The organism is Halogeometricum sp. CBA1124 (genome assembly GCF_009741955.1).
Lineage (GTDB): Archaea > Halobacteriota > Halobacteria > Halobacteriales > Haloferacaceae > Halogeometricum > Halogeometricum rufum.
The window spans coordinates 1-18,036 of sequence record NZ_WPCD01000052.1 but is presented as its reverse complement, the minus strand read 5'-3'; the positions used below and the strand labels follow the sequence as shown (position 1 = coordinate 18,036).

The 18,036-nt window shown below is 66.3% G+C and carries 13 protein-coding genes and 3 pseudogenes; 8 read left to right on the top strand and 8 right to left on the bottom strand.

Going from position 1 to position 18,036, the window contains the following annotated elements; genetic code table 11:
- From folP to GJ632_RS08975, 3 genes are all read left to right on the top strand, one after another.
- A partial coding sequence (folP, locus tag GJ632_RS08985) for a dihydropteroate synthase (protein ID WP_191452734.1) occupies window positions 1-1,750 on the top strand: 1,750 nt, incomplete at its 5' end.
- Between the two features lie 82 nt (window positions 1,751-1,832).
- Window positions 1,833-2,420: a hypothetical protein gene (locus GJ632_RS08980; protein ID WP_191452733.1), complete on the top strand. Its 588-nt coding sequence runs from the start codon at window positions 1,833-1,835 to the stop codon at window positions 2,418-2,420.
- A 2-nt stretch (window positions 2,421-2,422) separates the two neighbouring features.
- Window positions 2,423-2,665: a hypothetical protein gene (locus GJ632_RS08975; protein WP_191452732.1), complete on the top strand. Its 243-nt coding sequence runs from the start codon at window positions 2,423-2,425 to the stop codon at window positions 2,663-2,665.
- A gap of 186 nt (window positions 2,666-2,851) precedes the next feature.
- Here GJ632_RS08975 and GJ632_RS08970 read toward each other — a convergent pair.
- Window positions 2,852-4,605, bottom strand: a pseudogene (locus tag GJ632_RS08970) (BCCT family transporter).
- Window positions 4,606-5,078: 473 nt separating this feature from the next.
- Here GJ632_RS08970 and GJ632_RS22030 point away from each other — a divergent pair.
- Complete coding sequence (locus tag GJ632_RS22030) at window positions 5,079-5,240, top strand: hypothetical protein (protein ID WP_177232677.1); 162 nt, start codon at window positions 5,079-5,081, stop codon at window positions 5,238-5,240.
- A 54-nt stretch (window positions 5,241-5,294) separates the two neighbouring features.
- Here GJ632_RS22030 and GJ632_RS08965 read toward each other — a convergent pair whose 3' ends face one another.
- The 5 genes and pseudogenes from GJ632_RS08965 to GJ632_RS25875 form a co-directional block, all read right to left on the bottom strand.
- Window positions 5,295-5,738 carry a universal stress protein gene (locus tag GJ632_RS08965; RefSeq protein WP_089809879.1) on the bottom strand — a complete coding sequence of 148 codons (444 nt, stop codon included), beginning with the start codon at window positions 5,736-5,738 and terminating at the stop codon, window positions 5,295-5,297.
- 109 nt (window positions 5,739-5,847) lie between these two features.
- Window positions 5,848-7,095: a threonine ammonia-lyase gene (gene ilvA / locus GJ632_RS08960; protein WP_089809877.1), complete on the bottom strand. Its 1,248-nt coding sequence runs from the start codon at window positions 7,093-7,095 to the stop codon at window positions 5,848-5,850.
- Window positions 7,096-7,116: 21 nt separating this feature from the next.
- On the bottom strand, window positions 7,117-7,443 hold the full coding sequence (locus GJ632_RS25880) for a glycine cleavage T C-terminal barrel domain-containing protein (RefSeq protein ID WP_394351792.1): 327 nt from the start codon (window positions 7,441-7,443) through the stop codon (window positions 7,117-7,119).
- 69 nt (window positions 7,444-7,512) lie between these two features.
- Window positions 7,513-9,665 (bottom strand): annotated as a pseudogene (locus GJ632_RS08955) (FAD-dependent oxidoreductase); the annotation flags it as partial.
- 207 nt (window positions 9,666-9,872) lie between these two features.
- Window positions 9,873-12,445 (bottom strand): annotated as a pseudogene (locus GJ632_RS25875) (FAD-dependent oxidoreductase).
- 279 nt (window positions 12,446-12,724) lie between these two features.
- Here GJ632_RS25875 and GJ632_RS08945 point away from each other — a divergent pair.
- From GJ632_RS08945 to GJ632_RS08935, 3 genes are all read left to right on the top strand, one after another.
- Complete coding sequence (locus tag GJ632_RS08945) at window positions 12,725-13,699, top strand: hypothetical protein (protein WP_191452731.1); 975 nt, start codon at window positions 12,725-12,727, stop codon at window positions 13,697-13,699.
- Entirely contained in the window at window positions 13,624-13,908 is a 285-nt protein-coding gene (locus GJ632_RS08940; RefSeq protein ID WP_191452730.1) for a hypothetical protein, read from the top strand. The genes GJ632_RS08945 and GJ632_RS08940 overlap by 76 nt, the downstream gene beginning before the upstream one ends.
- Before the next feature lie 79 nt (window positions 13,909-13,987).
- On the top strand, window positions 13,988-14,848 hold the full coding sequence (locus GJ632_RS08935) for a methylenetetrahydrofolate reductase (protein WP_191452729.1): 861 nt from the start codon (window positions 13,988-13,990) through the stop codon (window positions 14,846-14,848).
- 193 nt (window positions 14,849-15,041) lie between these two features.
- Here the strand turns inward: GJ632_RS08935 and GJ632_RS08930 are convergent, their stop codons facing one another.
- Complete coding sequence (locus GJ632_RS08930) at window positions 15,042-16,418, bottom strand: aminomethyl transferase family protein (RefSeq protein ID WP_191452728.1); 1,377 nt, start codon at window positions 16,416-16,418, stop codon at window positions 15,042-15,044.
- Between the two features lie 274 nt (window positions 16,419-16,692).
- Here GJ632_RS08930 and GJ632_RS08925 point away from each other — a divergent pair, with 274 nt between their 5' ends.
- Entirely contained in the window at window positions 16,693-16,956 is a 264-nt protein-coding gene (locus GJ632_RS08925) for a hypothetical protein (RefSeq protein WP_191452727.1), read from the top strand.
- Between the two features lie 42 nt (window positions 16,957-16,998).
- On the opposite strand, the gene GJ632_RS08920 is transcribed toward GJ632_RS08925, so the two are convergent.
- Window positions 16,999-17,664 carry a helix-turn-helix domain-containing protein gene (locus tag GJ632_RS08920; protein WP_191452735.1) on the bottom strand — a complete coding sequence of 222 codons (666 nt, stop codon included), beginning with the start codon at window positions 17,662-17,664 and terminating at the stop codon, window positions 16,999-17,001.
- Window positions 17,665-18,036: the final 372 nt, after the last annotated feature.

Below are 18,036 nucleotides of genomic sequence, written 5' to 3'. Positions count from 1 at the left end.
CGCCGACGCCGACGTCGTCGCCACGGAGAACGGCATGCGGTCGGACGTCGAGAGCGAAGTGGCCATCACGGGACCGGACTGGTCGCTGGAGACGGCGCTGACGCTCCTCGGGGGACACCAGGCGACGAACGCCGGGGTCGCCGCGACGCTGGCGCGACAGGTCGCGGCGGTGGACGAGCGGACGATAGCGGAGGGGTTGCGGCAGGCGACGTGGCCGGGGCGGTTCGAACTCGTCGACCGCGACCCGACCGTCGTCCTCGACGGGTCGCACAACCCCGGCGCTGCCGCCACGCTCTCGGACCTGCTCGGCCGCTACGAGTACGAGGACCTGCACGTGGTCTTCGCGGCGATGTCCGACAAGGCGTACGACGAGATGATAGCGTCGCTTCCGGCGGTCGAACGGGCGTTCGTCACGCGACCGCAACTCGACCGGGCGGAGTCGGTCGACTCGCTCGCGGACGCCTTCAAGGGGCACGCGGCGACGGTGAACCGCGTCCCCTCGGTGGCCGAAGCGGTGGACCGAGCGATTCGTCGGGCCGAGGAGGACGACTTCGTCCTCGTCACGGGGTCGCTGTACGCCGTCGCGGAGGCGCGGGACCGCTGGACGCGACAGGTGGTCCCCAAAGACCGGGTACCGCCCCGCGCGACGAACCGCTCCGAGGAGACGGAAGGGGCATCGGAGGAGGCGCGAGGAGTCGAACCGAGCGTGTTCGAGACGTTCCTCCGGCACGACCAGGCGGAGACGGTCGCCGAACGGTTCGAGGCCGTCGGCGGAACCTGCGTCCGGTCCTCGGCGGGAACGCCGGAGAAACTCGACCGCGTCGTCCTCTCGGGGTCGGCGACCGAACTCCGCTCGCTCGCCGGACATCTCGACGACGCCGGACTGGGACTGGCGCACGTCGCGACGCAACTGAGGGCCCGACTCGACGGGTCGTCGACGACGAGTGGGCCGTTCGGCGTCGACGGAACGGCCGTCATGGGCATCCTGAACGTGACGCCGGACAGCTTCCACGACGGCGGGGAGTACGACGCCCTCGACGCGGCCGTCGAACGCGCCGAGGAGATGGTCGCCGCGGGCGCCGACGTCGTCGACGTGGGGGGCGAGAGCACGCGACCCGGCGCCGACCCCGTCCCGGTCGAGACCGAAATCGACCGCGTCGTCCCGGTCGTCGAGGAACTCTCGTCGCTCGACGTTCCGGTGTCGGTGGACACGCGCAAGGCGGCCGTCGCGGACGCGGCACTCGACGCCGGCGCCGACGTTGTCAACGACGTCTCGGGGCTGTCGGACCCGGAGATGCGCTTCGTCGTCGCCGACCACGACGCCGGCCTCGTCCTGATGCACAGTCTCTCCGCGCCCGTCGACCCCGACCGGTCGGCGGCGTACGACGACGTCGTCGAAGACGTGCGGACCGAACTCGCGGAGACCGTCCTGCACGCCGAACGGGCCGGCGTCGACCGGGAGCGAATTCTCGTCGACCCCGGGTGCGGGTTCGGGAAGTCCACCGCGGAGTCGATGGAACTGGTGGACCGCCTCGGCGAGTTCCGCGCCCTCGGCTGTCCGGTGATGCTCGGCCACTCGCAGAAGTCGATGTTCGCGGGCGTCTCGGGCGACGGCGACGACAGACTCCCGCCGACCTTAGCGGCGACGGCGATGGCGGCCGAACGCGCCGCCGACGTGGTCCGCGTCCACGACGTCGCGGAGAACGCCGCCGTGGTCCGGACCGTCGCGGCGACGACCGGGTCCGACTGACCGGCGTCCGCGTTCGCCAACCGAGGCCGGCGTCCGGCTCACACCCCCCACCTTTTGGTCACCGCTCGCCCAACGTGGAGGCATGTCGTCGCTCGCCGCCGAGTTCGCGGTGACGGGAGTCCTCGCACGGCCGCCCGTCTTCGGACAGCTATCGGAGGTCGGCAGACTCCTGGACGCGCCGCCGACCGTTAGGGCGGGCGTCGCCCTCGTCTCGACGCTGCTGTTCGGCGGCGGGACGCTCTACTGGTTCGGCGGGCGTCTCAACGAGGCGGTGGACGCGTCCGCAGAGAGCCCCGCGCTCTCGTTGCTGTACGGCGTCATGGCCTACGTTCTGGTCGTGTTCCTCGTCGGCTACGCGTTCAGCCAACTCTCGCGCATCGGCGTCGCGTCGCCGCTCCTCTCGTCGGTTCTCGTCGCCGTCCTCGGGCTGTTCGTCCTCTCGCTCGTCGGCTACGGGTTCGCCGTCGACGGCGCGTGGGTCGCCGAGTCGACGGGCATGTCGGACCCGTGGGTCGGACTCGTCCTCGTCGCCGCGTTCACTGCGATGGTCTGGCTGGTCGCACCGTTCCTCGTCGGACTGCTCGTCTGGGGCGCCGTCGCCGCGGTCGGACTCGGCGGCCCGGCGCGTCGCTGGGTCCACGCGAGCGAACCGCGGCCGAACGCGGAGTGACGATGGTGGGGGACATCGTACCCGGCGTCGGCGTCCTCCAGTTCGATGGCGGCGGCCTCTTCGACGTGGTTGTCGGGGTCGTCCCCATCGTGGGGACGCTCCTCCTGTTCGCCCTCCTCGTGGCGTTCGCCGCCACGGTGTACCGACACCTCCGGGGCGGTATCGAGTGGCCCGACGAGGCGGACGCCTCCAGTGAGTCGGACGTGAGCGAAGGGGACGAAGACGACGAGTGGAAGTACTACTGACGTCGGGCGGCGACTACCGGCGACCGGCGACGGACGCAACAGAGGCGACCGACGACGGACGCAACGGAACGCCGCTGACGGCGGATACGGCGGACTGACGACTCCGAGAGCGGCGAGAATGAGAAGCGTGGTTGCTGTCGGCGACACGTCAGGCGACGGGCGGGTGAAACCGCGCGTGGCGATTCGTCAGTCGCTCCCCCCTTCGGCGTCTGCACCTCCCTGGATGTCGGTCACCATCTCGTTCCCGGACGTGACCACGTCCACGTCCTCCTCTGCGGTCATGTGTTCGATGCGCTCCGCGAACTGCTCGGAGGCCAGTATCTCGTACTCGTTCTTCAAGCCCTGATACACCGTGTAGCACATCAGGACGAGTATCACGGCGAACGGGAAGCCCGTCGCGATGGCCGCCGTCTGCAGGGCGCCGAGGCCGCCGCCCCACAGCAGGAGTGCGGCGACGGCGCCCTCTGTCACGGCCCAGAAGATGCGCTGCGTCTTCGGGACGTCGTGCTTGCCGCCCGAGGTCAGGTGGTCGATGACCAGCGACCCCGAGTCCGACGACGTGACGAAGAACGTGATGACCAGGAGCGTCGCGAGCAGGCCCGAAATGACTCCCAGCGGGAACTGTTCGAGCAGCGCGAACATCGCGACGGTCTGGCCGAACTCGTTGTACGTCGCCAGCGCCGCGCCGTTCCCCTGAAGCGAGTTGAACAGGGCGCTCCCGCCGAACGCCGACAGCCAGATGGTCGAGAACAGCGACGGCAGGAACAGCACGCCCATGACGAACTCGCGGACGGTCCGTCCCTTCGAGATGCGCGCGATGAACATGCCGACGAACGGCGACCAGGCGATCCACCACGCCCAGTAGAACACCGTCCAGCCCTGCACGGTTCCCTGCCCGGCGCCCATCGTCCCGGTGAAGAACGACAGGGAGAGCAGGTTTCCGAAGTAGGTGCCGAGCCCCTGCGCCCACGCGCCGAAGATGTAGACCGTGGGACCGACGACGAGGAGGAACCCGAGCAGGGTGAACATCAGGTAGAGGTTGACGGTGCTCAGCCGTTTGACGCCGCCTTCGAGGCCCGCCGCGACGGACGCCGTCGCGATGAGCGTGATGGCGCCGATGAGGATTATCTGCGGGAGAGGCCCGGTCGGGATGCTGACCAGACCGAGCATGTCTCCGCCGACGTACGAGAGGCCGGTGTTCACCTGCGCGACGCCCAGACCGAGCGACGTCGCGAGCCGAACAGTGTCGCGAACACCGTCACCAGGTCGATGACGTGGCCGGGCCAGCCGTAGATTCGCTCGCCCAGCAGCGGCCAGAATATCGACCGGAACGTCAGCGGAAGCCCGCGGTTGAACGAGAAGAACGCCAGTCCGAGACCGACCAACCCGTATATCGCCCACGGGTGGAAGCCCCAGTGGAAGAACGTCTGCGCCATCGCGGCGGACGCCGCGGCGCCGGTGCCCGCCTCCGCTCCGAAGAAGCCGGGGACGTTCTGGAAGTAGTACAGCGGCTCCGAGACGCTGAAGAACATGAGCCCGATACCCATGCCGGCGCTGAACAGCATCGCCATCCACGAGAAGTCGCTGAACTCCTTCTCGGCTTCGACGCCGCCGATGCGGATGGTGCCGTACTTTCCGATCGCGAAGTAGAGGATGGTGACGATGAAGATGTTCACCGCCATGAGGAAGAACCAGCCGAAGTTCCCCTCGAAGAAGCTCCGCACCGCCGAGTACGTGTTCGCCGCCTGCTCGCCCAGAAGGAGCGTCGCGCCGATGAACAGGCCGATGATGACCAGCGCGACGGGGAACACCACAGGGTGGATGTCGAACCCGAACCGCTGGATGTTCGTGTCACCCGGCTCCCGGTCGGAGTCGGGGTGGAACAGTTCTACCTGCAGTCCGTCGGACATCTCTCCGGTCGTCTCGTCACTATCTGACATGCGTTACCCCTCCGTGCGACACTGCCGCGCTTGCTTGCTTGGTATCATAATCGACGACTCCGTTCGTGAATCGGTCGTTCGGTTGGCGTCACTCGGGGGTCGACAGCCACCGGCCCCGTCTCGTCTCTCACCACGTGGGGCGCGCCACCGCGCCCGTCGTTGTGCCTCCGTCTCATGGCACACAACCTCACACGCACACAATTATTGATGTATATTAAAACTAGGCGGTATCTGGCTCTCTGAGGTGTCTTTTTCGGCCGATTCGACCAGTTCGGAGCGGCTGAGACGTCTCGTACTGGCCGTTCACGGGTGTCCGGTAGACACGTGTGCGGTCAGACTTAAGAAAACTACGGCAGCCTAGAGGTCGTGTTCGAGGACTCGACCGGTCGGATATCTTTCCATTCGAGCGACGGCGCTCCCCTCGCGGAACACAGGTGGGGAGCGCTTACCTGTCTCGGCCGCGAGTGGCCCGTATGGCACGGCCACTTCGGACTGCTGCCGCGGTACTGGCGGGACTGCTCGTACTCGCCGGCCTCGCGCTAGCGGCGACGGGGGACCTCTCGTTGGCGGGACTGTGCTTTCTGGGTACGAGTATCGTGATTTACTTCCGGGAGACGGCGCTGGCAGACGACTGACCGCGGCGTCGCTCCCGGCCGAACGCGCCCGAGAAGAGAGTGACCGCGACGCACTCACAGGTCGTCGCGGGACATCCGCTGGGAGATGACCGGCACCGTCGCGGTTCGCACCACCCGGTCGGTCGTTCCACCGATGAGGTTGCCCAGCGTTCCCCGGTACGCCGACGCCATCACGATGGCGTCCATCCCCTCCTCGTCCGCGAACTGGACTATCTTGTCGCTCTGAGACCCGGTTCGGATGTTCGTCGTGCACTCGACGCCGTTCTCTTCGGCGATGGCACATATCTCCGCGAGGCACTCCTCCCCGTACTCGTGGTACTCCTCGCGAAGTTGCTCCTCGTCGTCCCGCAGGGACAACGCCCTGGGGACGCCGGGCAGGTCTATCACGTAGAGCCCGTGAACCGTCGACCCGAGTCGCTTCGCCAGTTGGATGCCGTGCTCTGCTCCCCGCTTCGCCTCGTCGCTCCCGTCGTACGGCAGCAAGATGTTATCGTACATGAACGACAGTTGAGGATTCATCTCGTGGATAAAATAGGTTTTCCCGTATCGACAGGAACGAACGACAGTCGGGAGCGATCGAGGGAAACCGTTCGGACGGCCCGCGCGCTCAGAGCGTCTGGGCGATGTTCTCGACGGGGTAGCCGGCCTCTCGAAGTCCCTCGACGATGGAGTTCGCGTGTTCGCTCCCGCTGGCCTCGACTCTGAACACCAGAAACGCCTCGCCGATGTCCAAGTCGTCGACCGAGCGGTCGTGGCGCACGTCCTGGATGTTCGCGCCGTAGTCGCCGATGACGCCGGCAATCTCCTCCATCACGCCCGGTCGGTCGTCGATGCGGACGCGCAGTCTGAGCAGTTGCTGGCGCTTCGTGAGGGCGTGCACCAGCACCGTCTGCAACTGCGTCATGTCGAGGTTTCCGCCGCAGAGAAGCGGCATCACCGTCTCGCCCGAGACGTCCAAGTCGTCGCTCAGTATCGCCGCGACGGAGGCGGCACCCGCTCCCTCGACGGCCTGCTTCGCTCGCTCCAACAGGAGGAGGATGGCCTCCGCTATCTGCGTGTCCGTGACCGTCACCACCTCGTCCACGTGCGCCTCGATGATGCTGAGCGTCGTCTCCGAGATGCCGCCGGTGGCGATGCCGTCGGCGATGGTGTCCACCTCGTCCAGCGTCACCGGCATCCCCTTGTCCAGACTCTCGTGGACCGTCTCGGCGCCCGTCGCCTGCACGCCGACGACGCGCGTCTCCGGGGAGAGATGCTTGATAGCCGTGGCGATGCCGCTGATGAGGCCGCCGCCGCCGATGGGGACGACGACGGTGTCGACGTCCGGGTTGTCGTGGTACATCTCGATGCCGAGCGTCCCCTGCCCCGCGATGATGTCCGTGTCGTCGTAGGCGTGGACGAACTGGGCGTCCGTCTCCTCGACGGCCGCCTTCGCGTGCGACATCGTCTCCTGGAAGTCCTTGCCGACGAGTTCGACCGTCGCGCCGTAGGACCGGGTGGCGTTCACCTTCGCCTGCGGCGCGTTCGTCGGCATGTAGATGGTCGCGTCCGCGCCGCACTCCGTCGCCGCGAGGGCGACGCCCTGCGCGTGGTTGCCGGCGCTGGCCGCGACGAACTCGTCGACGCCCTCCTCGACGGACTGGCTGATCTTGTTGTACGCCCCGCGCGTCTTGAACGACCCCGTCCACTGGAGGTGTTCCATCTTCAGGTACACCGTGCCGCCGACGAACTCGTCGAGCGACGAACTCCGTTCGACCGGCGTCTGCTTGACGACGCTGTCGTTGTCGAGGCGTTCGCGCGCCCGTTCGATGTCGGCGTACTGGACGGGGAGGTCCATTGATTCTGTCGAGGTCATGGGTCGTGTTCTGTCACGGGTTCAGCGCAGTATCTTCTCCCGGCCGGGGTCGAACAGCGGTTCGTCGCGGACCGTCGCGTCGTACCGTTCGCCCTCGCAGAGCACTTCGACGTCCGTGCCCGCCTCGGCGTACTCCGCCGGGAGGTACGTGTACGCTATCGACTCGCCGATGCTGTATCCGAAGTCGGCCGCCTGCACGTAGCCGATCTTCTCGCCATCCTTCAGGACGGGGCGACCGCTCAGCAGGATGTCGGTCGAGTCGTCGAGCGTCAGCGGCGTTATCTTCGAGTCGATACCCTCGTCTTGTGCGGTTTCCAGCGCTTCCTTGCCGACGAAGTCGGTGTCCATGTCGACGGCGAACGAGAGGCCCGCCTCGAACGGGTTGGCGTCGGTGTCGATGTCGGTTCCCCAGAGGCGGAACCCCTTCTCCAGTCGCATCGACTCCAGCGCCCCGCCGCCCATCGGGCGCACGTCGAGGTCCTGCCCGGCCTCCCAGAGCGTCTCCCAGAGGCGGTTGCCGTACTCCGCGGGCGCCCACAGTTCCCAGCCGAGTTCGCCGACGTAGGAGACGCGGAGGGCGACGACCGGCACCTCGCCGACGTACATCTCCTTCGCCCGGAAGTAGCCGAAGCCGTCGCTCGACACGTCGCGTCGGTGCATCGCTGCAAGAGCAGTCGCGAGTCCGGACCCCACAGACCGATAGTGGTCTTGCCGCCCTCCTCTATCTTCACGGAGACGCCGTCGGGGGCGCGCTCTTTCAGCCAGGTGCCGTGGATGCCGGGCGAGTTCCCGCCGCCGGTCGTCACCATGAACTCCTCGTCGCCGAGGCGGACGACGGTGACGTCCGCGAGGATGCCGCCGCCCTCGTTCAACAGCAGCGAGTAGCGGACCTGCCCCTCGTCTATCGCCACGTCGTTGCTACACACCCGCTGGAGGAACGCCTCGCTGCCGGGCCCTTCGACGGCTATCGAACTGAACGAGGTCATGTCGAACATCGACACGTTCTCGCGGGTGTGGAGGTGTTCGGCGCCCTCGATGGGAGAGCGGTTGACGGACTGCCAGCCCTCCTGTTCGGGAATCTCGTCCTCGTAGCGGTCGACCAGGTCCGCGTTCGACTCGTACCACTGCGCGGACTCCCAGCCACCGCTCTGCACGAAGTTCGCCCCGAGTTCCTGCTGTTGGTGGTAGAACGGACTCGTCCGCAGGGCGCGGTGGTCGTCGGGTTGCCACCGCGGTTCGACGATGGAGTAGACCTGCTCGTAGCGCTTCGCGCCCCGGTCGACGAAGTAGTCCTTCTCGCCGGCGTGCGGTTCGAACCGGCGGACGTGGATGCCGCCGGTGTCGACCGGTCCCGAAGGGAGTCTCGGAACGCCGTTCTCCATCCACTCGGCGACGATGCGGCCGTACCCGGCCGAGTGCGTCCACCAGATGGCGAGGGCGGTCCACAGGCCGTCCACCTGCGCCGTCTCGCCGACGGCGGGCATCCCGTCCGGCGTGAAGACGAAGATGCCGTTCTCCGTGACGTCGTAGGCTTTGTCAGCCGACGCGGGGATGAGTTCGTCGAACGCCTGCTTGGCCGACTTGTCGCGGTTGGGGTGGGTCGGACGCTCCCAGTGTTCGTCGGTGAACCCGCGGACGGAGGCCTGTCTGTCCTCGGAGTTCTTCCCCATGTCGTCGGGGTCTATCGGGAGCGGTTCGTGGTTGTACGACCCCATCCCGAGAGCGTCGCCGTGCGTCCGGAAGTATAGCGAGTGGTCCTGGTCGCGGCCGACGGGGTACTGCGGTCGCTCGCTCATCGCCTCCTGGATGTCCCGGTTGCCGGGTACGTCCAGTCCGGCGGTGTGGTCGTCGCCCGACGAGTCGGTGCCCAGTTCCGCCATCGGTTCCGTGACGACGTACTGGTGTTCGACGGGCGTGATGGGCAGGTCGACGCCCGCCATCTGTCCCGTCTGGTAGCCCCAGTTGTTCGTCGCGACGACGCACCGGTCGCACTCGATTCGCCCGCGGTCGGTGACCACGGCGGTTATCTCGCCTCCCTCGACTTCCAGGTCGGTCACCTCGGTGTTCCCGTAGAACCCCGCGTCGGCGTGTTCGATGTACCACTGCAGGGCCGCGATGCCGTCGACGCGGCCGTCCGTCGGCGAGTAGTAGCCGCCGAGAATCTCCGATTCCTCGACGAACGGCAGGCGTTCGGTCACCTCGGCCGGCGACAGCAACTGCGGGTCCGGGAGTCCGTACGACGTGGCCCACTCGACGCGCCGTCTGAGGAAGTCCATCCGCGCTTCGCTCCGGGCGATTTCGATGCCCCCGACCTCGTCGTAGGCGTCGATGTCCGAGAGGAATCTGCTGGTGTAGTACGCCGCCTTCGTCTGTATCTTCGACGGCGACGTCTGGAACATGATCCCCGGCGCGTGGACGGACGACCCGCCCGTCACCGGCAGGGGACCCTGGTCGACGACGGTCACGTCCTCGGCGCCGAGTTCCGTCAGGTGGTAGGCGACGCTACACCCGACGGCGCCCGCGCCGACGACGACGGTACCCGTCTCTGCTGGGAGGTCCGATGTGCTCATCTGACTCGTGCCGGACTGCATCTGTCACGGTCTTAAATACACCGGTGGGGAGAACTCGATTCGGCCGGTATCCGGTGCATCACCCGTTCAAACGACCGAACAGCCGGTTTCTGAAAACGGCGCTCCGCGCCCCGCCTTCGGCGTGCGGGCCGAACCACAATACGTCGAGAAGCCGACTGGTCTGGGTCGCCGACTGCGTCGGCCGATTCAGGAGACCAGCGGTTCCTCGCGGACGGTCGCCGCGTACCGGTCGCCCTCGTACAGTATCTCCACCTCGGTGCCGGGTTCGGCGTACTCGGGCGGCAGGTAGGTGTAGACCACGCAGGCGCCGACGGTGTAGCCGTACTCGGCGCTGTGGACGTAGCCGAGGGTCTCGTCGCCGTCGAGGACCGGGCGGTCGGCCAACACCACCGCCTCCTCGTCGTCGAGGGTCAGGCAGGCGACTTCGTGGTCGATGTTGTCGCCGGCCGCGGCCGCCGCGACGGCGTCCTTCCCGACGAAGTCGGTGTCGAGGTCGACCGCCCACCCGAGTCCCGCCTCGTACGGGTTGTGTTCGGTGTGGAGGTCCTCCCCCCAGAGGCGGAACCCCTTCTCGATGCGAAGCGCGTTCAGCGCGCCGTTGCCGTACGGCCGGATGTCGTACTCCTCGCCCGCCTCCATGATGTGCTCCCAGAGGCGTTCGCCGTACTCAGAGGGCGTGTAGAACTCCCAGCCGAGTTCGCCCGCGTAGGAGACGCGGAGCGCGGTGACGGGGACGTTCTTGACGTAGAACTGCTGGCTGGTGAAGAACGGGAAGGCGTCGTCCGAGAGGTCCACGTCGGTCACCTTCGACAGCACCTTCCGGGCGTTCGGCCCGGTGCACACCATCGCGGCGAGACTCGACGTGACGTCGTTGACGACGACGTCGTCGGGGGACTGCTCGCGCACCCACGCGACGTGGTTGTTGCCGACTTCGCGCCCCGTCGTCAACAGCAGGTAGCGGTCCTCGTCGGTGCGCGTGACGGTGATGTCCGCGCGGACGCCGCCGCCCTCGTTGCACATCAGCGTGTACTTCACGTCGCCGACGTCGATGTCCATGTCGTTCGTGCAGAGGTACTGGACGAACTCGCCCGCCTCGTCGCCGATGACCTCCATCTTGTTGAACGAGGTCATGTCGTGCAGGCCGACGTTCTCGCGGACGTTCAGCGTCTCCGCGCCCTCGATGGGCGACCAGTACTTCGCCTCCCACCCGTCCCGTTCGGGGATACGGTCACCGTACTTCGCGAGGAGGTCCGCGTTGGACTCGAACCACTGCGGCTCCTCCCATCCGGCCTCGGCCCAGAGTTCGGCGCCGTACTCCTCGTGGGTGTGGTACATCGGCGTTCGCCGGATGTCACGCTGGTGCTCCGTCCACACCCACTTGGGTGCATGATGTTGTAGACGATGCGGTACTCCTCGCCGCCGATGTCGCGGGCGAAGTCCCAGCTTCCCTCGTGGGCGTCGAAGCGGTTCACGTCGGCGTGTGCCAGGTCGATGGGGCCGTCGTCCAGTCGCGGGACGCCGTTCTCCATCCACTCGGCCAGCGCCTTCCCGGCGCCGCCGGCGTGCGTGACCCAGATACCGGCCGCCGTCCACAGGCCGTCGTAGCCCTCGACGGGGCCCATCGCGGGCAGGCCGTTCGGCGTCTCCGAGAACATCCCGTTGTACTTGTACTCCAGTTCCTTGCCCTCCGTCGCCGGCACGAGTTCGTCGCTGGCCCGGCGCGGCGCCTTGTCCGGCCGGTCCGGGTGCGTCGCGTTCTCCATGTGGTAGTCGGTGAACTCGTGGACAGACCCCTGTTCCCCGTCCGGGTCGTTGCCGCCGAGTTCCTGCGGGTCCGGGACCAACGGCTCGTGGTTGTACGAGCCGATGCCGTAGGCGTCGCCGTGCGTCCGGTAGTACATCGCGTGGTCCTGGTCGCGCAGGATGGGTCGGTCCGGGCCGACGAGGAGGCGTTTGGCCTTGTCACCGGAGACGTTCCGGTAGTTCTCGAACAGCGGGTGGTCGGAGATGTCGACGGCGTTGTCGGCCAACTCGTCGAGCGACTCCGTCATCGCGTACTGGTGTTCGACGGGCGTGATGGGCAGGTGAACGTCTATCTCCTCGCCCAACTGCCGCGCCCAGATGTTCGTCGCGACGACGACTTCGTCGCAGTCGATGGTGCCGTTCTCGGTGACGACGGACTGCACCGCGCCGTCGTCGAACTCGACGTCCTCGGTCCGGGTGTGCGGGACGAACGTCGCCCCGCGGTCCATCGCCTCCCGCGCGAGGGCGTCGCAGGCGACGACGCCGGACACCTGTCCGTCGGTCGGCGAGTAGTAGCCGCCGCGGATGACGTCCTCGTCGACGAGCGGAAGCTTCTCTTTCACCTCCGCCGGCGAGAGAATCTGTGGGTCCTCGATACCCCACGCCGACCCGTTCTCGACGCGTCGCTGGAGGAAGTCCATCCGCTCTTCGGTCCGGGCCACCTCGATGCCGCCGACTTCGTTGTACGCCTGCTGGCCGTCGGCGCCTTCCAGTTCCGAGTACAGTTCGCGGCTGTAGTTCGCGAACTTGGTCAGAATCTTCTCCTCGGCCGTCTGGAACATGATACCGGGCGCGTGCGTCGACGACCCGCCCGTCGTCGGCATCGGGCCCTGGTCGACGACGACGACGTCGTCCCGGCCGAGCGCTGTCAGTTGGTACGCCAGGTTGCAGCCGACGATACCGGCACCCACGATGACGGTATCGGCACTAGTCGGCACGCTATCGGTCGTATCCATGAATCTGTGTGAACGGTCACGACAGCGAGCCATTATAACTATCGCCGCCGCGAACGCCGTCGCACAACCCGTCCGAATCACGAGACGATGTGGTTCGTCGCCCCCGCGGGAGACGCCGCCGTGAGCGCTCGGGAACCGGAGTCGCTCGCCTCGGATCGTTCGAGATCGGGACTGTTCTGGGCGCCGACTGGAACGGGAGTCTGACTGTTGTGGTTTGAATGGGTTGAGTATTACTCATATATTGTTATGCAGGTGTACGTGCCATAGACTGTCAATGGCATGGCGCTACGATCAGCTTTCGACGTACTGTCAGAACTAGTCGAACGGTGCGAGGCGAACGGGCGGGAGCTTCGAAGCGTCGAGGTTTCCACGGACGACGGACGTGCGGGGACGCTGAGCGCGGAGATGGAGGTGCCGGTGTCGCTCTGTGAGGCGAACGCCGGCGGCTCGGAGTCCGACCTCACGCCGTCGGCGGCGACGGTGACGGAGGGCGGCGGCCTCTGCGTCGAGTTCGCCGCCGGCGTCGTCGACCAACTGACCGAACCGGCGGAGCCCGGCGTCTCGGCGACGGTTCGAGGCGCACGGGTCGGCGACGAGGGCGAACTCCTCGTGGCCGTCGGCCTCCACATCGACCCGGCGAACCGCGCGACTGGTCCGGACGGCCGCGACGGGAGCGAGACCGTCAGCGGGGCGAACGAACGGTCGTACGGCGACCGTTCGGACGCCGACCGGGACCGCGAGGAGCAGTCCCACGAGGACCCGTCTGCGACCGAACCGCCGGCGACCGAACAGACGGCGGTCGACCCGTCGGCGGACCCAGCAGCGTCGCCCGAACCGGACGGTGGTCCGGACCCGTCCCGGAGCGAAACTCGCGAGGCGACCGAGAGAGGAGCCGACGGCGGCACCCTCGACGACGTCCGCGACGACTCCGTCCCGCCGTACGAGGACACGCCGTACCTGCGGCGACTGTACGAGACGTGCGACACGTTCGTCGAGATGAGCGAGGAGATACCGATGGACGTCGCCTCCGAGACGGTTCGGCGCTACACGATAGAAGCCGGCGTCCACGACCCCACCTCGTACGACACGAGTCCGGCGTCGACGTCTACCGAGTCGCTCGACGCTGAGGGGACCGCGGCCGACGGCGGCGACCCCGGGTCCGCGGCGCGACGCCGACGATGGAAGCGGTCGAGGCCGCCGTCGAGGAGCAGGTGGTCGTCGACGGCGTCGCCCTCCCCGACGGTCTCGAAGTGACCGACGTGGTCGACGCCGTCGTCGAGTCCGCGACGCTGTTCGAGGTCCAGCGTCGTCTCGAACTCGACCGAAAACCGACGCAGGAACTGCTGGACCAACTCGACCTTCTCGATTTGGTGCTCCATCGGGTCTCCGAGGGGCCGAAGCGACAGGTGTCCCACGAGGAGGTCACGGCGCGGATACGGCAGTGTCAGTTGACCGGCGCGTGACTCGCCTCGCCGACACTTAAAGGGGTGTGGACTGCCACCCGTAGAGCAAAGTAGGTTCACAAAAATCCGTTACCAAGTCATGTCTCTCAGCACGCGTACCGTCTCGCACCCGGAGGGAGTCGAGACCCTCCTCACGGACGCGCGGTTCGAGTTGATGCCGTTCGAGAGTTTCGACGACGAGATAACGCAACTCCCCGACGGCGCGACCATCGCCATCACGACGTCGCCACAACTCGGCATCGAGCGAACCGTCGAACGAACCGAAGAGGCGAGGGCGCGCGGCTACGAGGTGGTCCCCCACATCGCCGCGCGGTACGTCGAGGACCGCGACCACCTCGCCGACATCGTCGACAGGCTTCACGACGCCGGCGTCACGGACATCTTCGTCCCGGGCGGTGACCGCGAGGAACCCGCCGGCGAGTTCGAGTCCGCGTACGACCTGCTGTCGGCGCTCGACGAGATGGGCCGGTCGTTCGAGGACGTGGGCATCACCGGCTACCCCGAGGGACACGACTTCCTCGACGACGAGACGCTGTGGGAGTCGATGGAGCGAAAGGAGCCGTACGCGACGTACATCGTCACGCAACTCTGTTACGACCCGGAGACGGTGGTCGAGTGGATAGAGGACGTGCGTGCGCGCGGCGTCGAACTGCCCGTCGAAGTCGGCATCCCCGGCGTGATGAAGTACCAGAAGCTACTGAAGATCTCACAGAAGGTGGGCGTCGGCGACTCCATCAAGTTCCTCAAGAAGACGACGGGCATCCTCGGCTTCGTCCGCCAACTCGTCGGGTCGCGCGGGACGTACAAGCCCGACGACCTGGTGGACGGCCTCGCACCGTACGTCGGCGACGACACCTACCGGATTCGCGGCCTCCACATCTACACGTTCAACCAGACGTCGGACACCGAGTCGTGGCGGTACGGACGGCTCGACGACTGAGAGACACCCACGCACCCGAGAGAAGCTATTTTCGACCGGCGCCGCTGAGTCGCTCCACGGTAGTCCGCCGCGTCGGCGTCCGCGGCGTCGAGACTGACCACTTCGGGGCGGCGTAACGTACCCGTCGCTTCGGGTGAGGCGGCCTACTCCGAGCGCGGTCGAAAGAAGAGAGACGGGACGGACGGCGGCGTCGTCAGTCGTCCTGGTTGGCTTCCTGACGCGCGCCCAGTTTCGCCCGTTCGCGGGCGCTCGGGTTGACGGACTCTTTGAACGGCACCTCGGCCACCGTCGCGAAGACGGGTTCGTCGCCCTCCTCGGCGTACTCCTCGGGGAGGTGCACCTCGAACTCGATGTCGAGGTCCTCCTCGTAAATCTCGTCGTTGAGGAGGGCGTCGGTCTCCGCCTGCAGTTTATCGGCCGGAACGAAGCCGAGTCCGATGTTCGTCTCCAGATCGGGGTTCCACCACGGCGAGGTCATGTAGCCGCACTCGTCGCCGGTGTCGGGGTCGGAGACGATCCAGAAGTCCGGCGCGTAGTCACGGATGGGTTCCCCGGCCATCTTCAGACCGACGAGTTTGAGGTTGAACGGGTACTCGCCGCTCTCGATCTGTTCTTTCTGCTCCTCCAGCGCTTCCTTCCCGATGTAGTCGCCCTCCTTGTCGTCGGGGACCTGGTAGCCCAGGTTGACCTGGAACGGCGACGTCTCGTGGTCCATGTCCTGCCCCCACGAGAGGATGCCGGCCGCGATGCGACGGTGGTGACCGGGCGCGATCTGCATCCCGCCGTGGTCCTTCACCGTCTCCATCACGGGGTCCCAGACGCGTTCGGCGTGCTTCGTCGCGTCCTTCACGTAGATCTCGAACCCTTTCTCGCCGGAGAAGCCGGTCTGACTCACCAATACGTCGGCGCCGTTGATTTCGGCCTCCATCAGGCCGTAGTACGGGATGTCGCTGACCTCCTCGCCGACGACTTCGACCATCACGTCCTCGGAGAGGGGGCCCTGAATCTGCATCGGCGCCACGTCTATCTCGTCGATTTCGACGTCGAAGTCCTTGCCGACGTTGACACCCTGAAGCCACTGCATCAGCGTGGAGTCGGAGATGGAGAACCAGAACTCGTCGTCGTCGACGCGGAGGAGCACTGGGTCGTTCAGGATGCCGCCGTCCTCGTTGCAGAGGATGACGTACTTGCCCTTCATCGTGTCTATCTCGGTGGCGTCACGGGTGATGACGTAGTCGGTGAGCGCTTCGGCGTCGGGCCCTTTCACGCGAATCTGCCGTTCGACGGCCACGTCCCAGAGCGTCACTTTCTCCGTCAGCGCTTCGTACTCGGCCATCGCTCCGCCGTCCTCCGGTTCGACGAGTCCGCGCGGATGATAGACGCGGTTGTAGACCGTACACCGCCACGCGCTCTCCTCGTTGAACGACTTGTCGAAGAACGGTGACTTCCTGACGCGGGTCGAGACCAGCATCTCGATGCCCGGGTCTCCCGTCTGTCGCAGGTTCCGCGGGAGGACTCTGTCTGACTGGTCGATACTGGGATGATTCGGATGTTCTTGGTTCCCACTCATATTACGAAAGATGATGGCAAACTCGGATAAAAGATGAGGGTTATTACCACACCCATTTATGCCGAGTCCGCAGTCGTCGTCCGACGACCGACCGCCGACGAATCGTCGTTCGAAGAGGCGAGGACGGACCGTGACCGTCTCTTCGGCGCCCGTGTACCGCGAAGAGAGGTTCGCCGCCGGACGCAGGTGACCGTGAAACGTGTGCGCGCGGCACGTGACACACGAGGACTGGCCTCGCGGGTCACTTATCCGGCTGCGGGTTAAAGAATTCATCATGCGCGCGCTTCGGACTTCGCCGGGGCCGGCCGCCGCCTACGCCTTTCGGCTCGGTATCGCCGCCGGTTCTGCCGTCGGACTCGCCGTTCTCGGGTTGCTCTACTGGTACGAGTTGTTGACGCCGTTCGTCCTCGGGTACGTGCTCGTGATCGTCTTTCCCCTGTACCTCGTTCTCGTCGCCGTCGCTCTCAGCGTCTGGCTCGGATACGACAAGGACAGCACCGCGCTCAGACCGGTGTACCGGACGAAAGAGTCGAAGTGACGGCGACCCTCGACGCCGCTCTCGGTTTCTCGGACCCGACGCTCACTCTTCGTCTTCAGTCTCGCGTTCGACGATGGTCGCCGCGACCAGGTTTCGCATCCCGCGTCGAAGTCGGCCGCTCATCGCCGTCGAGGAGAGCCCCATCTCCCGGGCCACTTCGCTGAGCGAGATGTCGCGCGGTTCGCCGAAGTAGCCCCGTTCGTACGCCGTCGTCAGCGCGGCCTCCTGTTCGTCCGTCAGGCCGTAGGACGTCTCCGTCCCGGCGTCGTCGTTGCTGTAGATTTCGATGATATCGAGACTGATACCGTTCTCGTTGGCGTACTCCCAGATGGTGTTCAGCGCCGCCTTGTCGGGGAGCAACAGCCGAACTAGCCACCCGTTCCCCTTCGTCTCCGTGTGGACGAGGAAGCCGTTCACCTCCGTCACCACGCTGCTGATGAGTTTCGTCTCGGGCGTGTGTTCGAGGTAGTAGATGCCCGCTCCGTCGGTCCTGTCGACGAGTTCGTAGCTCTCGACGGTCGGGTCCTCGTCGAGCATCCGGTGGAGTTCCTCGGGGTCGTCGTACTCGATGAAGAACGGGAACACCGTCGCGCCGGGGTCGGTGTTCGTCTGCATGATGACGCGTATCTGTACCCCGTCGAGTGTGCGCAACGTCGGGGCGAGGGCGAGTCTGTCGTGTTCGATGTGTACCTTCGCTGTAATCGACATGGTGGTGGTAGCTCCTGCGTCGGCGGGCCGCGTCGTTCGTGCCGTCGCACGACTATCGGATATCAGTTCCTGTAACTGTTTCTGCATCGTGTCACCGGCTGCGAAAACGGACCCGACTGTTCGTCCGACGTGCGACACGACTCACCCTTCCCGGCGTTTGGCCCAACGAATTCGAGCTACTTCGATAGATAGTTAACAATGGTGAGGAACTTCGTATAAAAATACCAGTAGTAGTACGCGCGAGAACCTAAGGAAGTACAGATGGTACGGACAAACGAGATGAAAGACGGACACGCAACGAACGTGGAATCGGAACCGGAAGTCGACAAGTTCTACCTCCCCGCGACGACGCTCCCGACGGACGTCGGGCGC